Annotated in this window: 19 protein-coding genes; 13 read left to right on the top strand and 6 right to left on the bottom strand. The window is 47.5% G+C overall.

Features of this window, described 5'->3' with window-relative positions:
• Nucleotides 1-127 precede the first annotated feature (127 nt).
• The 8 genes from M5E81_RS00830 to hemL all read left to right on the top strand — a co-directional run bounded on the left by M5E81_RS00830 (nt 128) and on the right by hemL (nt 8362).
• A complete protein-coding gene (locus M5E81_RS00830; protein ID WP_249747635.1) occupies nt 128-739 on the top strand; it encodes a hypothetical protein in 612 nt (203 codons plus the stop codon).
• Between the two features lie 161 nt (nt 740-900).
• On the top strand, nt 901-1446 hold the full coding sequence (locus tag M5E81_RS00825) for an NADH peroxidase (RefSeq protein ID WP_021720205.1): 546 nt from the start codon (nt 901-903) through the stop codon (nt 1444-1446).
• Nucleotides 1447-1703: 257 nt separating this feature from the next.
• Complete coding sequence (locus M5E81_RS00820) at nt 1704-2366, top strand: precorrin-2 dehydrogenase/sirohydrochlorin ferrochelatase family protein (RefSeq protein WP_249747634.1); 663 nt, start codon at nt 1704-1706, stop codon at nt 2364-2366.
• Nucleotides 2320-3624, top strand: coding sequence for a glutamyl-tRNA reductase (gene hemA / locus M5E81_RS00815; protein ID WP_249747633.1), 1305 nt, complete (start codon nt 2320-2322; stop codon nt 3622-3624). Before M5E81_RS00820 ends, hemA begins: the two co-directional genes overlap by 47 nt.
• The gene (gene hemC / locus M5E81_RS00810; RefSeq protein ID WP_009145801.1) at nt 3596-4516 is read left to right on the top strand and encodes a hydroxymethylbilane synthase; all 921 of its coding nucleotides are present in this window, start codon (nt 3596-3598) and stop codon (nt 4514-4516) included. Before hemA ends, hemC begins: the two co-directional genes overlap by 29 nt.
• Before the next feature lie 13 nt (nt 4517-4529).
• Nucleotides 4530-6047: a uroporphyrinogen-III C-methyltransferase gene (gene cobA / locus M5E81_RS00805; RefSeq protein WP_249747632.1), complete on the top strand. Its 1518-nt coding sequence runs from the start codon at nt 4530-4532 to the stop codon at nt 6045-6047.
• A gap of 14 nt (nt 6048-6061) precedes the next feature.
• On the top strand, nt 6062-7051 hold the full coding sequence (gene hemB / locus M5E81_RS00800) for a porphobilinogen synthase (RefSeq protein ID WP_040565215.1): 990 nt from the start codon (nt 6062-6064) through the stop codon (nt 7049-7051).
• 12 nt (nt 7052-7063) lie between these two features.
• Nucleotides 7064-8362: a glutamate-1-semialdehyde 2,1-aminomutase gene (gene hemL / locus M5E81_RS00795; protein ID WP_009145804.1), complete on the top strand. Its 1299-nt coding sequence runs from the start codon at nt 7064-7066 to the stop codon at nt 8360-8362.
• A gap of 101 nt (nt 8363-8463) precedes the next feature.
• Here the strand turns inward: hemL and M5E81_RS00790 are convergent, their stop codons facing one another.
• The gene (locus M5E81_RS00790) at nt 8464-9021 is read right to left on the bottom strand and encodes a hypothetical protein (protein WP_040565216.1); all 558 of its coding nucleotides are present in this window, start codon (nt 9019-9021) and stop codon (nt 8464-8466) included.
• Between the two features lie 366 nt (nt 9022-9387).
• Between M5E81_RS00790 and M5E81_RS00785 the strand changes: the two genes are divergently transcribed.
• Nucleotides 9388-9825, top strand: coding sequence for an RrF2 family transcriptional regulator (locus M5E81_RS00785; RefSeq protein WP_249747631.1), 438 nt, complete (start codon nt 9388-9390; stop codon nt 9823-9825).
• 118 nt (nt 9826-9943) lie between these two features.
• On the opposite strand, the gene cysK is transcribed toward M5E81_RS00785, so the two are convergent.
• Nucleotides 9944-10873, bottom strand: a complete 930-nt coding sequence (gene cysK / locus M5E81_RS00780; protein WP_249747630.1) for a cysteine synthase A — start codon at nt 10871-10873, stop codon at nt 9944-9946.
• 406 nt (nt 10874-11279) lie between these two features.
• On the opposite strand from cysK, the gene M5E81_RS00775 reads away from it, so the two are divergent.
• The 4 genes from M5E81_RS00775 (at nt 11280) to rbr (ending at nt 15370) form a co-directional block, all read left to right on the top strand.
• The gene (locus M5E81_RS00775) at nt 11280-12425 is read left to right on the top strand and encodes a cysteine desulfurase family protein (RefSeq protein ID WP_249747629.1); all 1146 of its coding nucleotides are present in this window, start codon (nt 11280-11282) and stop codon (nt 12423-12425) included.
• 4 nt (nt 12426-12429) lie between these two features.
• A complete protein-coding gene (gene hydE, locus M5E81_RS00770; protein ID WP_050787117.1) occupies nt 12430-13509 on the top strand; it encodes a [FeFe] hydrogenase H-cluster radical SAM maturase HydE in 1080 nt (359 codons plus the stop codon).
• Complete coding sequence (gene mnmA, locus M5E81_RS00765; RefSeq protein ID WP_249747628.1) at nt 13506-14579, top strand: tRNA 2-thiouridine(34) synthase MnmA; 1074 nt, start codon at nt 13506-13508, stop codon at nt 14577-14579. Before hydE ends, mnmA begins: the two co-directional genes overlap by 4 nt.
• A 251-nt stretch (nt 14580-14830) precedes the next feature.
• A complete protein-coding gene (gene rbr / locus M5E81_RS00760) occupies nt 14831-15370 on the top strand; it encodes a rubrerythrin (protein WP_009146377.1) in 540 nt (179 codons plus the stop codon).
• A gap of 232 nt (nt 15371-15602) precedes the next feature.
• On the opposite strand, the gene M5E81_RS00755 is transcribed toward rbr, so the two are convergent.
• The 4 genes from M5E81_RS00755 to M5E81_RS00740 form a co-directional block, all read right to left on the bottom strand.
• Nucleotides 15603-16643 carry an IS30 family transposase gene (locus M5E81_RS00755; protein WP_249747627.1) on the bottom strand — a complete coding sequence of 347 codons (1041 nt, stop codon included), beginning with the start codon at nt 16641-16643 and terminating at the stop codon, nt 15603-15605.
• Nucleotides 16644-17091: 448 nt separating this feature from the next.
• Complete coding sequence (gene rlmH / locus M5E81_RS00750) at nt 17092-17571, bottom strand: 23S rRNA (pseudouridine(1915)-N(3))-methyltransferase RlmH (RefSeq protein WP_009144526.1); 480 nt, start codon at nt 17569-17571, stop codon at nt 17092-17094.
• Nucleotides 17568-18665, bottom strand: a complete 1098-nt coding sequence (locus M5E81_RS00745; protein ID WP_009144527.1) for a S1C family serine protease — start codon at nt 18663-18665, stop codon at nt 17568-17570. The genes rlmH and M5E81_RS00745 overlap by 4 nt, the downstream gene beginning before the upstream one ends.
• A gap of 13 nt (nt 18666-18678) precedes the next feature.
• Complete coding sequence (locus tag M5E81_RS00740) at nt 18679-19494, bottom strand: MBL fold metallo-hydrolase (protein WP_009144528.1); 816 nt, start codon at nt 19492-19494, stop codon at nt 18679-18681.
• Nucleotides 19495-19579: the final 85 nt, after the last annotated feature.

Raw genomic sequence — 19579 nt, 5'->3', positions numbered from 1 at the left:
GCGTGATTTTACAAGTACTTTTAACACATTTGTCATAAACACATCACTGCTTTTTGCTTGCATAACTGTCTTTATATGCTAAAATTAAGTTAAGATCAAAATTATGTTGTAAAAGGAGCGATGCAAAATGAAATCCTCACATGCTTTATTAGCTTTCGGTGCAGCAATCTGCCTTGCAACCACCTGCAGCCTGAGCGCCTATGCTTCTCCGCTGAAGAATTATGATGCCGGCAAGGTTGCTATTGATGCAGGCATTACTCTGCCATCCAGTCTTAAAGGTGACAACTATAAATTCAGCAAATCCAACAGTACCTATCTTGGCGCAACTGTCGGCATCGGCCAAAAAACTGCTTTAAACTACAAATGGAATAATTACAAAGCAGACGAAGCCAAAACCCGCGCCCAACAATTCAATATTATGTATAAAGTTCTGCCTGGTATTTCCGCTTACGCAGGTTATCTGAACGCTGATACCTCCGGTGACTTTGGCGGTAAAACCAAAAACTCCGGTCAAATCGGTCTGCAGGCTGCCTATGATATTCCCGCACTCTTCACTGTTTGGGGAAATGTTGGCTACGGCAACAGAAACAGCGGCTATGAAATCGGCATCAGCAAGCCTATTCTGAACAACCTGGAAGTTAACGCTTCTTACTATAATCAGACATTTGATGATGCCTGCGGCGAAGACCTTGACATGAAGGCTAAAGGCGTTAACCTGGGCTTAACTCTCAAATTCTAATTTGTCAGCTATGGCTAACTAAATTAAAATAAAAACTAACGGATAATTATTATTGACAACTGTGCCGGCCTGTGTTATTATATAAGTGTCAAGGGCACACAAGCTGTGCAAGTCAAAAATAAAATTAAGCAATGCAATATAAAAACATGGAGGGAACTAATATGAAAAAATTTGTATGTCAAGTATGTGGTTATGTATATGAAGGCGAAGCTGCTCCGGCAAAATGCCCGCAATGCGGCGCTCCCGCTTCCAAATTCCAGGAAATGGCTGCTGAAATGGGCTGGGCTGCTGAACACGTTGTAGGCATCGCATCCGACGTTCCTGAAGATATCAAAGCTGACCTGCGTGCTAACTTCAACGGCGAATGCTCCGAAGTTGGTATGTACCTGGCAATGAGCCGCGTAGCTTTCCGCGAAGGCTATCCGGAAATCGGCCTGTACTGGGAAAAAGCTGCTTTCGAAGAAGCTGAACATGCTGCTAAATTCGCAGAACTGCTGGGCGAAGTTGTAACCGACTCCACCAAAAAGAACCTGGAAATGCGTGTAGAAGCTGAAAACGGTGCAACCGCAGGCAAAACCGACCTGGCTAAACGCGCTAAAGCTCTGAACCTGGATGCTATCCATGACACCGTTCATGAAATGGCTCGTGACGAAGCTCGCCATGGCAAAGCTTTCGCAGGCCTGCTGAAAAGATATTTCGGCAAATAATCAGCCAATAAAATTTAAAACAAAATAACAAAGCTCCCGCTGAGTGATCCTGAAGGATTACGGCGGGAGTTTTTTAGATTTTTAACAGCTAATTGCTTTGTTATGCAGAATTATTTTGGCAATCTTCTTAACTTTATCCACTTTCTTATGTTTTTCACACTTAAAAAGCCTTCAATATCTTTATAAATCGCTTCAGATATGATATTATATAAAGGTTAATGACACTCATTATCACGTTCCTATAGGTGGTTAATTATATGCTTAATAAAACTAATTTTCATTATCCTGCTATGCTGCGTGTAGCAGGCAAAAACTGCGTAATCATCGGCGGCGGTGCTGTTGCTGCCCGTAAGCTGGCAACTTTGCTGGATGCCGAAGCTAACGTAACGGTTGTTGCCCCACTTTTCTGTGACGAGGTGCAAAAGCTTGCCTCAGCACAGGGCTGCACGCTCATCAAGGATTACTACAAACCGGAATATCTGCAGAATGTATTTGTGGTTATTGCCGCCACAGATAATAAGGCTGTAAACAGGCAGATTTCAGAGGCTGCGCCCTGCCTCGTCAATAATATTACCGAACCTGAGCTGAGTAATTTCACTGTCCCCTCAGCCATCAGTGAAGGTGATATTACTATTGCGTTGGCAACAGGCGGCATGCCTGCTTTTACGCGTCTGCTGAAAAAACAGTTGGAACACATTCTGACACCCGAGCTGGCTGACTTCAACAGCTTTCTGCTGCTGCAGAGGGAAGCTGTCAAAAACATCGAAAGTACGCCGCAGGAGCGGACGCAATTCTGGCGCAGTGTTTTGAAACAGGATTTACTAAATTTAGTTATAGCAGGTAAGGCTGCTCAAGCAAAGGAGAAGGTATTAGATGCAGTTAACAGTTTTAGGACTCAATCACAGAACCGCCCCCGTTGAGATCCGTGAACGTTTTAATTTTTCCAATGACAGGGTGGCAAGTATTCTGCGCCGCCTGCGCAATTACGATAATATTCCCGAAGCCATGCTGCTTTCCACCTGCAACCGCACTGAGCTGTACATGGTTATCGAAAATCCGCATGAAGCAATTCCTTTTATCAAATCATTGCTCAAGCATTTGGCAGGCGAACATTACCAAAGCGAATATTTTTACAATCTGAACGGAACAAATTGCGTCAAGCATCTGTTCCGCGTAGCATCCAGTCTTGATTCACTGATTGTCGGTGAAGGCCAGATTCTCAGCCAGATTAAAAATGCTTATCATATTGCCCGTATTAATGGTATGACAGATACGATTCTCAATACCATCATGAATAAGGCAATTGCCGTCGGCAAACGTGTGCGTACCGAAACAAAAATTGCTTACAGCAGCGTATCTGTTTCCAGCGCTGCTGTTGACCTGGCCATCAAAATTTTAGGTGACTTGAGCAAAGCACAGATTTTGGTGGTTGGTGCCGGTCATATGAGCGAGCTCACTGCACAGCATCTGTTGGACAAGGGTGCGCAAACCATCTGTGTCAGCAACCGTCACTACGAGAGAGCACAGGATTTGGCAGACAAATTTCACGGCACAGCTATTCCCTACCGTGCCATGTTCGAGCATGCCGCTGATGCAGATATTATTATAACCTCTACAGGTGCGCCGCATTACGTGCTCACCGCAGAAAATTTGGGACCGCTACTGCCCAAGCGCAACGGCAGACCGCTGATTCTGATTGATATTGCCGTTCCGCGTGACGTCGACCCCAGACTGGCCGATGTTGACGGCGTAACCATTTATAACATTGACGATTTGGAAGGCGTTGTTGATACCAATAAAAACTTCCGCGAAAAGGAAGCTCACGTTGCCGAACAGATTATCAGCGAAGAGATTGGTGCCCTCAAGGAGCGTCTGCGTTATTACACAATGCGCCCTGTTATGGTACAGCTGCATGATAAAATGAATTTCCTGCGCCAGAAGGTTTTGAAGAAGGCCTTTATTAAAATGCCGGAGCTTACCGACCATGAAAAGCGCATTATTGACCTGATGACCCAACGTCTGGAGCATAAATTCCTGCGCGAGCCTATGAAGGCTATGAATGCTGTAGCAGGCACCGCAGAGGAAGAACGCTATAAAAAGATGATGTGTGATTTATTTTTATTAAACGAAACCGGAGAGGAGTTTGGTGATGAAAGCAAAATTGACGATTGGGACTAGACAAAGTCTTTTAGCGCTTTGGCAAAGTAATCATATTGCAGCCTTACTGCGTAAGGAGTATCCTGAATGTGAGGTTGTACTGAAAAAAATTGTCACCAAAGGCGACCGTATTTTAGACGTACCCTTGGCGCAAATCGGCGGCAAGGGTTTATTTACCAAGGAAATTGAAGAGGATCTTTTAGACGGTACTGTTGACTTGGCCGTGCATAGCCTTAAGGATATGCCTACCGTTCTACCGGAAGGCCTGTGTCTGACAGCAATTACCGAGCGTGCCAACGTAGGTGATGCTTTTGTCAGCAACAAATATGCTACCTTCGAAGAGCTGCCGCTCGGTTCCGTAGTCGGCACCAGCAGCCTGCGCCGCAAGGCACAGCTGTTAGCTAAGCGTCCGGATTTGGAAATCCGCGACCTGCGCGGCAACGTTGATACCCGCCTGCGTAAGCTGGATGAAGGACTGTACGATGCTATTATTCTGGCCGCTGCAGGCTTAGAGCGTCTGGGGCACGGCGACCGTATCTCCAGCCTGATTCCTGCTGATGTCTGCCTGCCGGCTGTAGGCCAGGGCGCATTGGCAATCGAAGCGCGTACCGCGGATAAAGAAGTACGCGATATGCTGAGCTTCTTAAATGACCTGAACACCAAACAGGCTACCGATGCCGAGCGTGCCTTCTTGGGCTTACTGGAAGGCGGCTGTCAGGTTCCTATCGGCGTACATGCCGACGTTGAAGGTGAAAACATTCGCATTGAAGCAATCATTGCTGCCTTGGACGGCAGCACTATTCTGCGTGATACAATAAACGGCAAGGCTGATGACGCTGTCAGCCTCGGTCAACAGCTTGGCAAAAAAATGCTGGCTGCCGGCGGTCAGGAAATTCTGGCCTCTATTCTTTAAGGAGAGTGACATCATGACAAAACAAGGTAAAGTATATTTAATCGGTGCAGGCCCCGGCGACCCGGGCCTTCTGGGACTCAAGGCTAAGGAATGCCTGCAGACTGCAGACGCTGTTGTTTATGACCGTCTGGCAGATCCGCGTATTCTGGCCTTCGCCCGCAAGGACGCAGAAATGGTTTACGTTGGCAAAGCCAGCGCCAACCACACCATGCGCCAGCCCGATATCAACAAGCTGCTGGTAAAACTGGCTGCCGAAGGTAAGGTTGTAGCACGTTTGAAGGGCGGCGACCCCTTTGTATTCGGCCGCGGTGGCGAAGAAGCCATCGAACTGCGTGAAGCAGGCCTGCCGTTTGAGTTCGTTCCCGGCGTAACCAGTGCTATTGCTGTTGCCGAATATGCCGGTATCCCTGTTACCCATCGTCATGTAGCAACCTCCTTTGCCGTTATTACCGGTCACGAGGATCCTACTAAAGGAGAATCCACCATCCATTGGAAGAGTCTGGCAACCTCTGTTGACACTCTCGTTTTCCTCATGGGTGTAGAAAACATCGAAAAAATCAGCCGTGAGCTCATCGCTAACGGCCGCAGCGCCGACTGCCCGGCAGCTGTTATCCGTTGGGGCACTCATCCCGAGCAGCGCACTCTGATTACCACCCTCGGCAAAGCTGCCGCTGACGTTAAGGCAACCGGCATGAAGCCGCCTGCTATCTTCCTCGTCGGTGAGGTTGTACGCCTGCGTGAGCAGCTGCAATGGTTTGATAACAAACCCCTCTTCGGCAAAACCGTTATCGTTACCCGCGCACGTGCACAGGCCAGCGCTCTCACCAAAAAGCTGGAAGCACAGGGTGCCAAGGTTATCGAAGCTCCGGCAATCAAAATCGTTCCGGCAGCAGATTACGCTCCGCTGGACAACGCTATTGCCAATATCAATGACTACAAATGGCTTGTCTTCACCAGCGCTAACGGCGTAGATTACTTCTTCGAGCGTCTGGGCGCTGCTAAGAAGGACGCACGCGCCCTGGCTAATGTTACGCTTGCCGCTATCGGCAGCGCCACTGCCAAGGCTCTGGCAGAACACGGCCTCACCGCCGACCTCATTCCTTCCGCTTATAAAGCAGAAGAGCTGGCTGAAGCTCTTGCCGGCGAAATCACCGCCGGTGACAAAATCCTGCTGGCACGTGCTAAGGTTGCACGCGAAGTATTGCCCGAATCTCTGCGCAAAATCGGCGCCATCGTTGACGTCGTAACTGCTTACGAAACCGTTGCCGACTGCGAAAACAAGGATGAGCTTATCGAAGCTCTCGAAAGCGGCGAAGCAAGCATCGTAACCTTCACCAGCAGCAGTACCGTAACCAACCTGCTGGAGGTTCTCGGCGATAAGAAGGAACTGCTGAACAAGGCTGCTCTGGCTGCTATCGGCCCCGTAACCGCAGATACCCTGAAAAAGCATGGCTATACTCCGGCTATCAATGCCGCTGAATATACAATCGACGGCCTCATGACCGCTATCACAAATTTTTATAATAAATAAGGAAGTGTATCAAGATGAGTATTACCGGTTTTCCTGTATACCGTCCGCGCCGCACACGCGCTACTGAAAATCTGCGTGCAATGATCCGTGAAACTGAGGTTTCCGTAAAAGACTTAATCTATCCGCTTTTCGTCGTTCCCGGCGAAAACGTTAAACATGAAATCGAATCTCTGCCCGGCAACTACCACTGGTCCATCGACCGCGTTATGGAATGTGTTGACGAGGTTGTTGAGCTGGGTATTCCCGCTGTCCTGCTCTTCGGCGTACCGTCCTACAAGGATGCTGTCGGCAGCAGCGGCTGGGATATGAACGAACCTGTACAGCAGGCCTGCAAGCTGATTAAAGAAAAATACCCCGAGCTGGTTATCATTACCGACGTCTGCCTGTGCGAATACACCGAGCATGGTCATTGCGGCGTACTGCAAAACGGCTGCACCGTAAACAACGATGAAACTCTGCCGCTGCTGGCTAAGGTTGCTGTTTCCCATGCTCAGGCCGGTGCTGACATGATTGCTCCTTCCAACATGATGGACGGTTATGTTAAGGCTATCCGCGAAGCACTGGATGCAGCAGGCTTCAACCATATTCCTATCATGGCTTATTCCGCAAAATTTGCTTCCGCATATTACGGTCCCTTCCGCGCCGCAGCAGACTCTGCTCCGTCCGCAGGCGACCGCAAAGGCTACCAGATGGACCCCGCCAACAGCGACGAGGCTCTGCGCGAGGTTTCTCTGGATATTGAAGAAGGCGCAGACATCGTCATGGTTAAACCGGCTCTGGCCTTCCTCGACATTGTGCAACGTGTACACGAAACCTTCAACCGTCCGCTGTGTGTTTATAATGTCAGCGGCGAATACGCTATGGTTAAAGCTGCAGCTGAAAAAGGCTGGATTGACGAAAAACGTATCGTTATGGAAACCATGCTTGGCTTCAAGCGTGCCGGTGCCAAAATGATTATTACCTACCATGCGCTTGATGTAGCAAAATGGCTGCAAGGCAAATAAGGAGATATTACAATGGAACATACAAAATCTCAGGCTGCTTTTGAGGAAGCACGCCAATATATCCCCGGCGGTGTTAACAGCCCCGTACGCTCCTTCCGCAGTGTCGGCGGTGTACCGCCGTTCATCTCCGGCGGCAAGGGCAGCAAAATCTATGACATCGACGGCAACGAATACATCGACTACGTTATGTCCTATGGTCCGCTGCTCATGGGCCATGTACCCGACTGCGTAACTGACGCTATCAAGGCTGCGGCTGAAAAGGGCACCTCCTACGGCGCTCCGACTGTTGCCGAAACCGAGCTGGCAAAATTAATCTGCTACCTTGTTCCGTCCATGGATATGGTCCGCATGGTCAACAGCGGTACCGAAGCAACCATGAGCGCTCTGCGCTTAGCACGCGCCTACACCGGCCGTGACTGCATCATCAAATTCATCGGCTGCTACCATGGTCACCATGACAGCCTGCTTGTTAAAGCAGGCAGCGGCGGAGCTACCTTCGGCGTACCCGACAGCCCGGGCGTACCCAAGGCAGTAGCAGCAACCACTATTACCGTACCGTTCAACGACCTGCCTGCTCTGGAAAAGGTTTTTGCCGAACGCGGCGAAGAAATCGCCTGCGTTATCATGGAGCCTACTCCGGGCAACATGGGCCTGGTTCTTCCGCACGAAGGCTTCCTGGAAGGTGTACGTGCCATCACTAAAAAATATGGCGCTCTCCTCATCTGCGATGAGGTTATGAGCGGCTTCCGCAGCGCTCAGGGCGGCAGCCAGTCCCTCTATGACATCGATCCCGATATCACCTGCCTCGGCAAGGTAATCGGCGGCGGTCTGCCTGTTGCTGCTTACGGCGGCAAGCGCGAAATCATGCAAATGGTTTCTCCTGCTGGCCCGATGTATCAGGCAGGTACCTTAAGCGGTAACCCGCTGGCTATGGCTGCAGGTATTGCAGCACTCACCTATATGGAGCAGAACGATGTCTGCAACCGCGCAGAAAGCCTTTGCGCTATTCTGACCGGCGGCTTGGAAAAGGCAGCAGCTAAGGCCGGTGTACCTGTACAGATTCATCGCCTCGGCAGCATGTTCACCGTCTTCTTCAACAATAAACCGGTAACTGATTTTGACAGTGCTGCAGCCAGCGATCTGGAAGCCTTCAAAATCTACTTCCATTCCATGCTGGAGCAGGGTATCTATCTGCCTCCTTCCCAGTTCGAAACAAACTTCGTTTCCGTTGCTCACAATCCCGAGGATTTGCAAAAGACTATTGATGCTGCGGAAATTGCCTTTGCTGAAGTTGCCAAAGCAAGAAAATAACAGCTAAAGCATTATAAAAAATAAGCGTGCAGGCTTGCACAAGCTGACATCAGTCAGCAGTAAGCATGCACGCTTTTAGTTTTAAATTTTAAAATCTCATCTTAGCCACGAATCAGTTTAATAGAAGGTACTGCTGCTCTGACAAATTTCCACAGCAGCACGGAAATACTGCAATCCATAACCGAATGCAACACAGTACCCGCACCCACCAGCACGATAACACTCATAACAAAACCATTGGACAGCTGCTCTTGCGTAAACATATAACCGCTGAAGAAGAAGGGGGCTACCACAAGCACTTCTCCCAAAGCATGCAATACGGCAAGTCCCAGATTCAGACCGATACCGGCCACGAAGCTCTCCATAATATTCGGATAGCGCCTAATAATTAATGCACCGACCAGAGCGAAAATGATATGGGTTGCTGCACGCGCAGCGATAATCAGGGGTGTGGTTACAAAAAAGCCCATCGTTGTACCAAGGCAGACAGCAGCTGCCACCTTAGGCGAAATAAACATTGCCAAAAAAATTGCCGCATGCGCACCCAAAGTAAAGGACATCGGTCCGATAATCACCTTCGGCATAACCATAGGTACAACCAAACCTATAGCGCACAATACGCCTGCGAGAACAAGTTGATAAATATTTTTATGTTCCAAGAGTATTTCCTCCTATTCAAGTATTAGCTAGTGATTATAGCACTATTCGAGATAACTTGCAAATACTATGTAAAAATGATTTTTTAAAATTAGGTTATTCACTTCTCCCGGTGGATTTATCCCGATAATTTCCCACTTATCCCCAGTTTTTCACAAAAGTTATCCACAATGTGCATAACTTTTGTGGATTGGTGGATAAAAGCTGTGCATTACCTTTATAAAAATCTCGCTATCCATAAATACTTCCGTCTGTTGCTTATTATTTCACCGGCTCTTCCTCTTAGATTTGACTTATTATCCATAATAGCATATAATTTAAGTAGGTTTATAGATAATTACCGAGTTTAACTCAAAGGTGGAGAATCAATGAAAATATCAACAAAAGGACGCTATGCCTTGCGCATGATGCTGGATTTGGCAGATCATCAGCAGGACGGCTTTGTTGCCCTCAAGGACATTGCGGCAAGACAAAACATTTCCAAAAAATACTTGGAGCAGATTGTGCCTATTCTGAATAAATCCAACTTTCTGCAGGCTAACCGCGGCTTTCAGGGCGGTTATCGTTTGGTTAATGCACCGCGTGAGTATACTGTCGGCAGCATTCTGCGCCTTACAGAAGGCAACCTTACACCGGTAGCGTGTCTGGACTTTAACCCTGTAGGCTGCGAGCGCCGCAACGAATGCATTACCTTGCCGCTGTGGCAGGGACTGAACAAGGTTATTGCAGACTATCTGGACAATATCACTCTGCAGGATATTCTCGACAATTATAAAGCTCGCAGCATTGATAATTATTCAATTTAATGCTTAACCGCCGGTTACATAAAGCCGGCGGTTTTTTGCGCTCTAAATTAAAGAAAGCAGTCCGCGCGGACTGCTTTCTTTTGGTTAGGAAATGGGATGTGATATGTATTTTATCTGCTTATTCAGCAAATAACGGAGTGGAGAGATAACGCTCGCCGGTATCAGGCAGCAGCGCTACGATAACCTTGCCCTTGTTTTCCGGACGTTTTGCCAGCACAGTTGCCGCATATACAGCAGCACCGGAGGAAATGCCTATGAGCACGCCCTCCTTATGGGCAATAGCACGACCGGTTTTGAAGGCATCCTCGTTTTCAACAGCGATGATTTCATCATATACCTTGGTATCTAAAGTGTCAGGTACAAAGCCTGCGCCGATACCCTGAATTTTATGCGGACCGGCAACACCTTTGGAAAGTACCGGAGAACCTGCAGGCTCTACAGCAACAACCTTCACATTGGGATTTTGGGATTTCAGATATCCGCCTGCACCGGAAAGAGTACCGCCGGTACCTACGCCGGCAACAAAGATATCAACCTTGCCTTCGGTATCCTGCCAGATTTCCGGACCGGTAGATGCTCTGTGAGTTGCAGGGTTAGCAGGATTGGTGAACTGGCTGGGGATAAAGCTGTTCGGAGTGCTTTCTGCCAGCTCCTGAGCTTTGGCAATCGCACCTTTCATACCCTTAGCACCGTCAGTCAGCACAAGCTGTGCGCCATAAGCCTTCAGCAGATTGCGGCGTTCAACGCTCATGGTTTCAGGCATAGTCAAAATGATTTTGTAACCGCGGGCAGCAGCTACGGATGCCAGACCGATACCGGTGTTGCCGCTGGTGGGCTCAATAATAGTAGCCCCCGGCTTAAGAACACCCTTAGCCTCTGCATCATCAATCATTGCTTTGGCAATTCTATCTTTGACGCTGCCGGCGGGATTGAAGTATTCCAGCTTGCCCAGAATCTTTGCTTCCAGCTTGTTTTCAGCTTCGTAGTTTTTCAGCTCCAGCAGCGGAGTGCCGCCAATCAAATCAGTAATGCTAGTATAAATTGCCATAATAAATCGCTCCTTTATCTTCATCTAATCAGTATATTATCGTTGTATAGTTTTTCTTTCTTATATTAACAGGTAACCAGAGGCAACATCGTGTATCAAAATGCAAGCTTTTCATTAGTATAATCCCTCATTTTCTCTGTTTTGTAATCTCTAGTAATCATAGTTTATTTATAGGTATTATTATACTGTTTTTTTTCTTACTGTCAACAAAAAGAATTACAATTTTCTTTGCTTGACAAAAAAACGTCTGTAATGTACCATATGAAACATATTAAGACAGTAGGAATTGAATTTTACTCAAAATACGCCGCAAAAAGACGCTGACTCTGTAAATCTCACGCCGGTAAGCGTATAATATAAAAGTAAAAGCAGGATTTCCGCTATTGAAGGAGAATATTTTACTATTATGGAAAAGCAATTTATCTATGCAGATAATGCAGCTACAACAAAAATGAGCGACGTTGCCGTTAGAGCAATGCTGCCCTATCTTCAGGAAATATATGCCAATGCTTCCAGCGTGCACCTTTTAGGTCAGCGCAGTGCAGCAGCTTTGTTTAGCGCACGGCAGCAGGTGGCACAGGTACTTAACTGTGCGCCGAAGGAAGTTTTTTTTACCTCCGGCGGCAGCGAAGCAGATAACCAGGCGCTTATCAGCGCTGCGGCCCTCGGCAAAAAGCAGGGCAAATGCCATATCATTTCCACTGCCATGGAGCATCATGCTATTTTGCATACGCTTGAAGCGTTGGAAGCACAAGGCTTTACCGTAACACTGCTGCGTCCGCAGGCTGACGGCATCGTCACCGCTACGCAGGTAGCAGAAGCTATTACAGATACCACCTGTCTTATTTCCGTCATGTACGCCAACAACGAAACAGGTGCCATCCAGCCTATATGCGAAATCGGTGCTCTCTGCCGCAAGCGCGGCGTGCTTTTCCATACCGACGCCGTGCAGGCCGCAGGACATCTTACTATTAACGTACAGCGCGATAACATCGATATGCTTTCGCTTTCCGCACACAAATTCCATGGGCCGAAGGGCATCGGCCTTTTATTTGCCAAGAGCAATATCCAGCTCACAAGCCTTATCCGCGGCGGCGGTCAGGAGCGCGGCAAGCGTGCCGGTACCGAAAATCTTCCCAGCATCATCGGACTTGCCACAGCGCTTAAAGATGCACAGGAGCATATGCAGCAAAATACTGCTTATATCACAGGTCTGCGCGATGCTCTGCGCAACGGTTTAGATAAAATTGACGGCGCCGGTTTTAACGGCAGCCGTGAGCATTGCCTGCCCGGTACTGTCAACTACAGCTTTCAGGGAGTAAACGGCGAAACACTGCTTTCGCTGCTTTCTAACGAAGGTATCTGCTGCTCGTCCGGCTCTGCCTGCTCCGCAGGCTCGCTAGAGCCCAGTCATGTACTGCTCGCCCTCGGCCTGAGCCACGAAACAGCGAAAAGCGCCCTGCGCTTTTCGCTGTGCGAATACAATACTATGGACGAAGTTCAAACAATTATAACTAAGGTTACAGAAGCGGTAAACCGCTTACGGAGGTAAAAATATGCTGTCAACAGCTGCCAATTTAATAAATAAGCTCGCCTGTGAGCATGACCTAAGCGACGCAGAGCTGTTGACGCTGATAACAAGCACTGAACCTGACATCAACAAGCTGCTCGCCTGCGAAGCTGATAAACTCCGCCGTCAATATTACGGCGACAAGGTCTATATCCGTGGTCTGATTGAATTCACCAACTACTGCAAAAACAACTGCTACTACTGCGGTATCCGCGCCGGCAACAGCCTCGCGGAACGCTACCGTCTGACGCAGGAGGAAATCCTGGCCTGCTGCGCCGAAGGCTATAGGCTCGGCTTCCGCACCTTCGTGCTGCAGGGTGGCGAGGATGCGTATTATACGGATGACAAAATCTGCGCCATCGTCAGCGCCATCCGCAAGCAGCATCCCGACTGCGCCATTACACTGTCCATTGGCGAAAAAAGCCGTGCCGGCTATAAGGCATACTTCGATGCAGGCGCCAACCGTTATCTGCTGCGCCACGAAACAGCGGATGCGGAGCATTACGCCAAACTGCATCCAGACTGCATGAGCCTGGAAAACCGCAAGCGCTGCCTGTTTGACCTCAAGGAAATCGGTTATCAGGTTGGTTCCGGCTTCATGGTAGGCTCCCCCTACCAGACGCCACAAAACCTTGTCAGCGACCTGCGCTTTCTGCAAAAGCTGCAGCCTGATATGATTGGCATAGGTCCTTACATTACGCATGAACACACACCATTTAAGGATATGACCAGCGGCACATTGAAACAGACGTTGCGCCTGCTGTCTATCCTGCGACTGCTCTTCCCTTACGCGCTGCTGCCTTCGACAACAGCGCTCGGCACCATCCATCCCCAAGGACGCGAGCTGGGGCTGCAGGCCGGTGGCAACGTCGTGATGCCTAACCTTTCTCCGATAGGAGTACGCAAAAAATACGAGCTATACGCCAACAAAATCTGCACCGGCGAGGAGGCAGCCCAATGCCGTGGCTGTCTGGAGGCACGCGTAAAAATAGCAGGCTATAACATAGTAACCGACAGAGGCGATGTACGCCGCACTTTAGATAAACCAGAAGGAGAAAAATTATGAACAAGAAAGCACTAATCGCTATGAGCGGCGGCGTTGATTCCAGCGTTTCCGCATTGATGATGCTGGAGCAGGACTACGAATGCACCGGTGTAACCATGAAGCTTTTTGCCAACGAGGATATCGGTGTTTCCAAAGCCAACAGCTGCTGCTCCATTGATGATGTAGCAGATGCCCGCAGCGTAGCAACCAGCCTTGGCATGCTTTACTACGTTTTCAACTTTGCCGACCGCTTTGAACGCGACGTTATCGACCGTTTTGTTGACGCTTACGTTAACGGCAGAACACCTAACCCCTGCATTGACTGCAACCGTTATCTGAAATTCGACCAACTTTTCGTGCGCGCACAGGAGCTTGGCTGTGACTATGTTGTCACCGGCCACTATGCGCAAATCAGCTATGATGAAGCCAAAGGCCGCTATCTGCTGCGCAAGGCAGTTGATCCTTTGAAGGATCAGAGCTATGTGCTTTATTCGCTCACACAGGAGCAGTTGGCACACGCTATGTTCCCTCTCGGAGGCCTGTATAAGACACAGGTACGCGAAATTGCCGAAAAGCATGGCTTCGTCAACGCTCAAAAGCATGACAGTCAGGATATCTGCTTTATCCAGACCGGCACCTACGCTGATTTCATCGAAGCACGCCTGGGCAGGAAATTCAATCCCGGTAACTTTGTAGACGAAGCAGGCAACGTGCTCGGCAGACACAAGGGTATTATCCATTACACCGTAGGCCAGCGCAAAGGCCTGGGCTTGGCACTGCCGCAGCCTATGTACGTTAAAGAGATTGACACCAAGAACAACGCTGTTATCCTCACAACAAACGAGGGACTGTTTACAAAAAACGTTACAGCCAAGAACATCAACCTTATCGACTGCGACGCTATCACCGAACCGCGCCGTGTGAAAGCACGCATCCGTTACCATCAGCAGGAGCAATGGGCAACTGTTACCCAGCCTGACGCAGATACTCTGCAGCTCGTTTTCGACGATCCTCAGCGCGCTATCACCAAAGGCCAGTCCGTTGTTATGTATGACGGTGACGTAGTTGTCGGCGGCGGCACAATCGTATAATACCCTGCAAATTAAAAGCATCAGTTGCTACAATAATTGTAGCAACTGATGCTCTTTTATTATACTCGTTCTGAATGAGTAATAATTTTACCAGTTGTCAGCAAAACATTTTTAAGCATGATTAATATTTTCTTTATATATACATTGTCAACACTGACTCGATATGATAAAATATAAACAAGCAGATATAAAGAGAAACAATATTTTTATACCGCTCTAAAATAAGTTTGCCAGAAGTAAGGAGGAATAATATGAAATCATTAAAAGGCACCAAAACCGAAAAGAACCTGTTGGAGGCATTTGCTGGCGAATCCATGGCACGCAACAAATACACCTGGTTTGGTATTGTAGCCCGCAAAGCAGGCTATGATCAAATCGCTGAATTATTTGAGAAAACCGCTAATAATGAAAAAGCTCACGCTTATATGTGGTTCAAGGAATTAGACCAGTTAGGCGATACTGCAGCTAACCTTTTAGCAGCAGCTGAAGGCGAAAACCATGAATGGACCGATATGTATGTAAAAATGGCACAAGAAGCTGAGGAAGAAGGTTTCCCTGAAATCGCAGCAAAAATGCGCGGTGTTGCAGCTATCGAAAAACGTCATGAAGAACGCTATCGTAAACTCTTACAAAACATCGAAGAAATGAAGGTTTTCAGCAAAGACAGCGGCCTGACCATTTGGGAATGCCGCAACTGTGGTCATATTGTAGTCGGCCCCAGCGCTCCGGAAGTTTGCCCTGTCTGCGCTCATCCTCAAGGTTTCTTTGAAGTGCATATGGATAACTTCTAAGCTTATACATCTCCCCAAATTCATAAGAGAAAGTAGAAAAGTGTAGCGTAAAATTTACGTTGCACTTTTTCTTTATTTCCGTTTCAAAACCAATACGCAAATGAAACGCAAATTTTTACGTTTCATTTCTAATGCAACGTGAAAGAGCCGTGCAAATTATGCATGGCTCTAATTTCTTATAATGAATTTTTAGGTTCTAAATTGCAATAAGAAGTTGCACACTTTTTGAAAATTAAGATGCATAGATCTTATCCAACTCAAAGTCAAACAGTTCATCTGGAGTTTTATATCCCAGAATCTTCCTTGGAAGTGAATTACACCAATCAGCGATAAACATAATATCTTCGTAGCTATAATTGTCCATCCTCTTTCCTTTTCGGATGAATCTTCTGAGCAAACCATTATGGCGCTCATTACTGCCTCTTTCCCAAGAACTGTAAGGATGTGCGAAGTATATTTTTATAGAAGTGTCATTCTCTATTTGCGAGAGTTCTGCAAACTCGCTTCCATTATCGCTAGTAATTGTCTTAAACACCTGACTGAATTTAGTACCATAGTATTCCTTTAGGTAAGCAATGCCTTCGTTAACAGCAAAGGATGTTTTACTAGTTATTTTCAGTGCGATATACTTGCGTGTTATACGTTCCACAAGAGTCAACACCACGTTGTCACTCTTGCTTTTACTTCCTATAACAGTATCTATTTCCCAATGACCGAATTCATTGCGTTCATCCACATTAGAATCCCTCTCGTCTATGCTGCGACCCATATGCTTCAGATTTTTCTTTATGCTGCGGGTTGTTCTACGTCTTCTTACCTTTAATGGAAGGTCAATGTTGCGCAATCTAAGCAGCATGGAATCTACATAGTTATAGAGAGTCTTTACGCACACAATTTCTTTGAGAGGAAATAGATGATTGTCTAGGGCATAGCCATGGCAGGCATCCAAAGACCAGTGTTCTTGCAATACTTTTCGAACAGTCCAAGTAACAAAATTACTTGTAAGAAATCTTTTAGACTTGCAAATACTGTTGCTACGACTAGCAATATAGGCACGTTGAGCACGAGCAGCTCCATATCTACCGGTATGAGGATGAGCACCACGCTTGAGTTCATTCCTGATAGTATTTGGAGCACAGTTAAAATACTTTGCCAGCTGACGAAGAGAATACTGTTTAGAGCTGTCAGACAGAATTCCTTGTAATTCCCTGCGGTCTCCTAAAGAAAAGTGTTTACCTTTTTGATGATTTGTGATATCTTTGGTGTAGTCCATTGTGATTACTCCTTAGTTAGTTTTTGTGTAGCAACTTAATCTTAACACAAAGGTATCACAATGGACTATTTTTTATTCAATTTTTCAGGTGTGCAATTTCATTATACAATGAGCCTTTTTACAATAGTTTTCAATTCGTTGTGGATAAATTGCTCGTTTAATTGTATAATGTTACCAGACATAGATTCTACCTTCTTTCATGTTTTGTGTGGTAACTTAATTGTAAGCAAAGGTAGTCTCTATGTCTATCTTTTTGAATTGAATTTGCGCAACTTATTATACGTTATCGCCATTTTTTTACGTTTTATTTTCGTTCCACTTTTATTTCATTTTTCGTTTCAAAATCAATACGCAAACGAAACGCATTTTTTTACGTTTCACTTCTGTTGCAACGCAAAAAAGAGCCGTGCCTGCGCACGACTCTTTTTTACTGCTTATTAAGCTTATCTTACCAATGGTATTTTTCGCCTCTGCTGATTTTAAAAGCACGGTAAATCTGCTCAATCAACAGCAGGCGAATCATCTGATGCGTAAAGGTCATTTTAGAAAAACTCAGCACCAAATCGGCACGCTTACGCAACGCATCAGTATAACCAAAGGCACCGCCAATCACAAATGTGATATGGCTGTTGCCGGCAAGCGCCAGCTCATCCAGCTTTGCCGCCAAATCCGGGCTGCTCAGTTGCTTGCCGATAACATCCAGCAAAATCACATAGGAATTTGCCGGGATAATTGCCAGCAGGCGTTGCGTTTCGCGCTCCAGCACCTGCTGCTTTTCCGCAGGAGATGGATTATCCGGCATACGCTCCTCATTAATTGCCAGCGTTTCCAGCTTGCAGAAGGGTGTCAGCCTTTTGCTGAATTCCTCTATTCCCGCAGTAAGATATTTTTCTTTAATTTTGCCTACACAGGCTATCGTTATCTTCAATTGCCGTAATCCTTCGGAACCTCTTCCAATACCACAGTTCTGCTTTCTCTCTGACCGTTACGCATAATAGTTACTTCGGCTCTGTCGCCTACCTTGCATTTTGACAGAGCAGTGCGCAGGTCAAGCGCAGTCTTTACCTTGTTGCCGTTAAAGCTCAGGATAATATCGCCGGGGCGGATATCAGCCTTCGCTGCCGGACTGCCGGGAACAACCTTCACGAGGAAGATACCGCCGTGCAGATTGATTTCAAAGCCATAGCGATTAGCAATTTCCTGATCCATCAGCGAAGCACCCAGATACGGTCTTGCAACACGACCGCGCTCTGCAAGCTCCTGCAGAATCGGTTTAGCTGTATTGATAGGAATAGCAAAGCCAATGCCTTCAACACCGCTTACAGCAACCTTAGCACTGTTAATGCCGACTACCTCGCCGTCAGCATTTACCAAAGCACCGCCACTGTTACCGGGGTTGATTGCCGCATCAGTCTGAATCAGGTTGAACTTACGCTCGCCTACTTCAATGCTACGGTTCAATGCACTGATAACGCCTGCGGTTACACTGCCGCGAAATTCCAGTCCCAGCGGGTTCCCGATAGCAATTGCCGGTTCTCCGACCTGCAGTGTATCGCTGTCACCAAAGGTGGCAACGGTAAGGTTATCCGCATCAATTTTTACTACAGCCAAATCGGTTACAGCATCGGCACCCAGTACCTTGCCTTTAACGGTACGTCCGTCAGGCAGGCTGACGATGATTTCCGATGCACCCTCAACCACGTGGTTGTTGGTTGCAATATAGCCGGCCTTGTCATAAATAACGCCGCTGCCTGTACCACGCTCCATCAGCTGCGTGCGGTTGAAGAAGTCGCGCACATAAGCCTTGTTGGTGATACCTACGACAGCAGGACCAACCTTCTTGGCGGCAGCTACAATCGGTGTATTGCGCGCTGCGCTCAGCTGCTGCTCAGTCTTGACAGCAGGCTTATCATGCACTGCGGCAGATGTTTTATTGTCGCCGCAGCCGGCAACCAGGATTGCCGCACCTAAAAGACCACAGACAAAAATATTGGCCGATTTTTTCCAGATACTCTTGTTCATCTGTATCCACTCCTTATTTTAAATCTAAGACTGCCGGCAGCGGACTGTCTGCTACCACCCTGTTCTGGGCAGCTACAAAAAGCTCTGTTTCCTGCAGGCGGTTATTATCTTGTAAAATATTCTGCACCGTATCCTGCGCCAGCTGCGGCAGGTTATTGTGCTCGCTCAGGTGCGCCAGCACGATATGCTCCGGCAGACGTTCGAGCTCCGTCAGAAAATGTCCGGCGGTATCATTGGATAAATGTCCCAGCGTACTTAAAATACGCTGCTTCAGATGACGCGGATAAGGACCGTTTTTCAGCATTTCCACATCATGATTGGCTTCGAGCACCAAAGCACTGCTGCCGGCAACCGCCTCACGGATGGTATCGGTCACAAAGCCCGCATCCGTAAGATATGTGCACTTAGAGCCGTTGCTGCGGCTCGTAAAGGTATATCCGTGCGGATCAACGGCATCATGCGGTATGCTGAAGCTCTGCACCTCCAGATCACCGCAAAGCAGGCGGTTATTGTCAATAAGACGGCAGTTCTGGCGCACCAGACTGCTGTCCTTGGCCAATATTGCACGCCAGGTAAGCACACTGCTATATACAGGCACCTGATAATTTTTTAAAAAGGTTGCCAGCCCACGGACATGATCGACATGCTCATGTGTAATGAACACACCGTCCAGCTCGTTTACACTGACGCCTATTTCCTTCATTCTCGTTGTCAACGCTCTGCAGCTGATACCTATATCAACCAAAAAGCGTTGCTTTGCTGTGCTTATCAAAGCGGCATTCCCCTTGCTGCCGCTAGCCAGCATCACAATCTGAAAGTCGTTTAGCACAACGCCTTCACTCCTATCAATATAACATCTTTATTATAGCAAATTCACTAACTGCTATTGTGGCATTTTGGTAAAAATAACGCTA

It is taken from the genome of Phascolarctobacterium succinatutens, from assembly GCF_023497905.1.
GTDB lineage: Bacteria > Bacillota > Negativicutes > Acidaminococcales > Acidaminococcaceae > Phascolarctobacterium_A > Phascolarctobacterium_A succinatutens.
This window is presented reverse-complemented; position numbering and strand designations above follow the sequence as displayed.

Bases quoted from the DNA above. Each gene is read 5' to 3' on its own strand.
- M5E81_RS00825 (WP_021720205.1), top strand. From the start codon at position 901: ATGAAAAAATTTGTATGTCAAGTATGTGGTTATGTATATGAAGGCGAA.
- cysK (WP_249747630.1), bottom strand. From the start codon at position 10,873: ATGGCAATTTATACTAGCATTACTGATTTGATTGGCGGCACTCCGCTG.
- hydE (WP_050787117.1), top strand. From the start codon at position 12,430: ATGCTGTCAACAGCTGCCAATTTAATAAATAAGCTCGCCTGTGAGCAT.
- rbr (WP_009146377.1), top strand. From the start codon at position 14,831: ATGAAATCATTAAAAGGCACCAAAACCGAAAAGAACCTGTTGGAGGCA.
- cobA (WP_249747632.1), top strand. From the start codon at position 4,530: ATGACAAAACAAGGTAAAGTATATTTAATCGGTGCAGGCCCCGGCGAC.
- M5E81_RS00775 (WP_249747629.1), top strand. From the start codon at position 11,280: ATGGAAAAGCAATTTATCTATGCAGATAATGCAGCTACAACAAAAATG.
- M5E81_RS00785 (WP_249747631.1), top strand. From the start codon at position 9,388: ATGAAAATATCAACAAAAGGACGCTATGCCTTGCGCATGATGCTGGAT.
- mnmA (WP_249747628.1), top strand. From the start codon at position 13,506: ATGAACAAGAAAGCACTAATCGCTATGAGCGGCGGCGTTGATTCCAGC.
- M5E81_RS00820 (WP_249747634.1), top strand. From the start codon at position 1,704: ATGCTTAATAAAACTAATTTTCATTATCCTGCTATGCTGCGTGTAGCA.
- hemL (WP_009145804.1), top strand. From the start codon at position 7,064: ATGGAACATACAAAATCTCAGGCTGCTTTTGAGGAAGCACGCCAATAT.
- hemC (WP_009145801.1), top strand. From the start codon at position 3,596: ATGAAAGCAAAATTGACGATTGGGACTAGACAAAGTCTTTTAGCGCTT.
- M5E81_RS00830 (WP_249747635.1), top strand. From the start codon at position 128: ATGAAATCCTCACATGCTTTATTAGCTTTCGGTGCAGCAATCTGCCTT.
- M5E81_RS00745 (WP_009144527.1), bottom strand. From the start codon at position 18,665: ATGAACAAGAGTATCTGGAAAAAATCGGCCAATATTTTTGTCTGTGGT.
- M5E81_RS00755 (WP_249747627.1), bottom strand. From the start codon at position 16,643: ATGGACTACACCAAAGATATCACAAATCATCAAAAAGGTAAACACTTT.
- hemB (WP_040565215.1), top strand. From the start codon at position 6,062: ATGAGTATTACCGGTTTTCCTGTATACCGTCCGCGCCGCACACGCGCT.
- hemA (WP_249747633.1), top strand. From the start codon at position 2,320: ATGCAGTTAACAGTTTTAGGACTCAATCACAGAACCGCCCCCGTTGAG.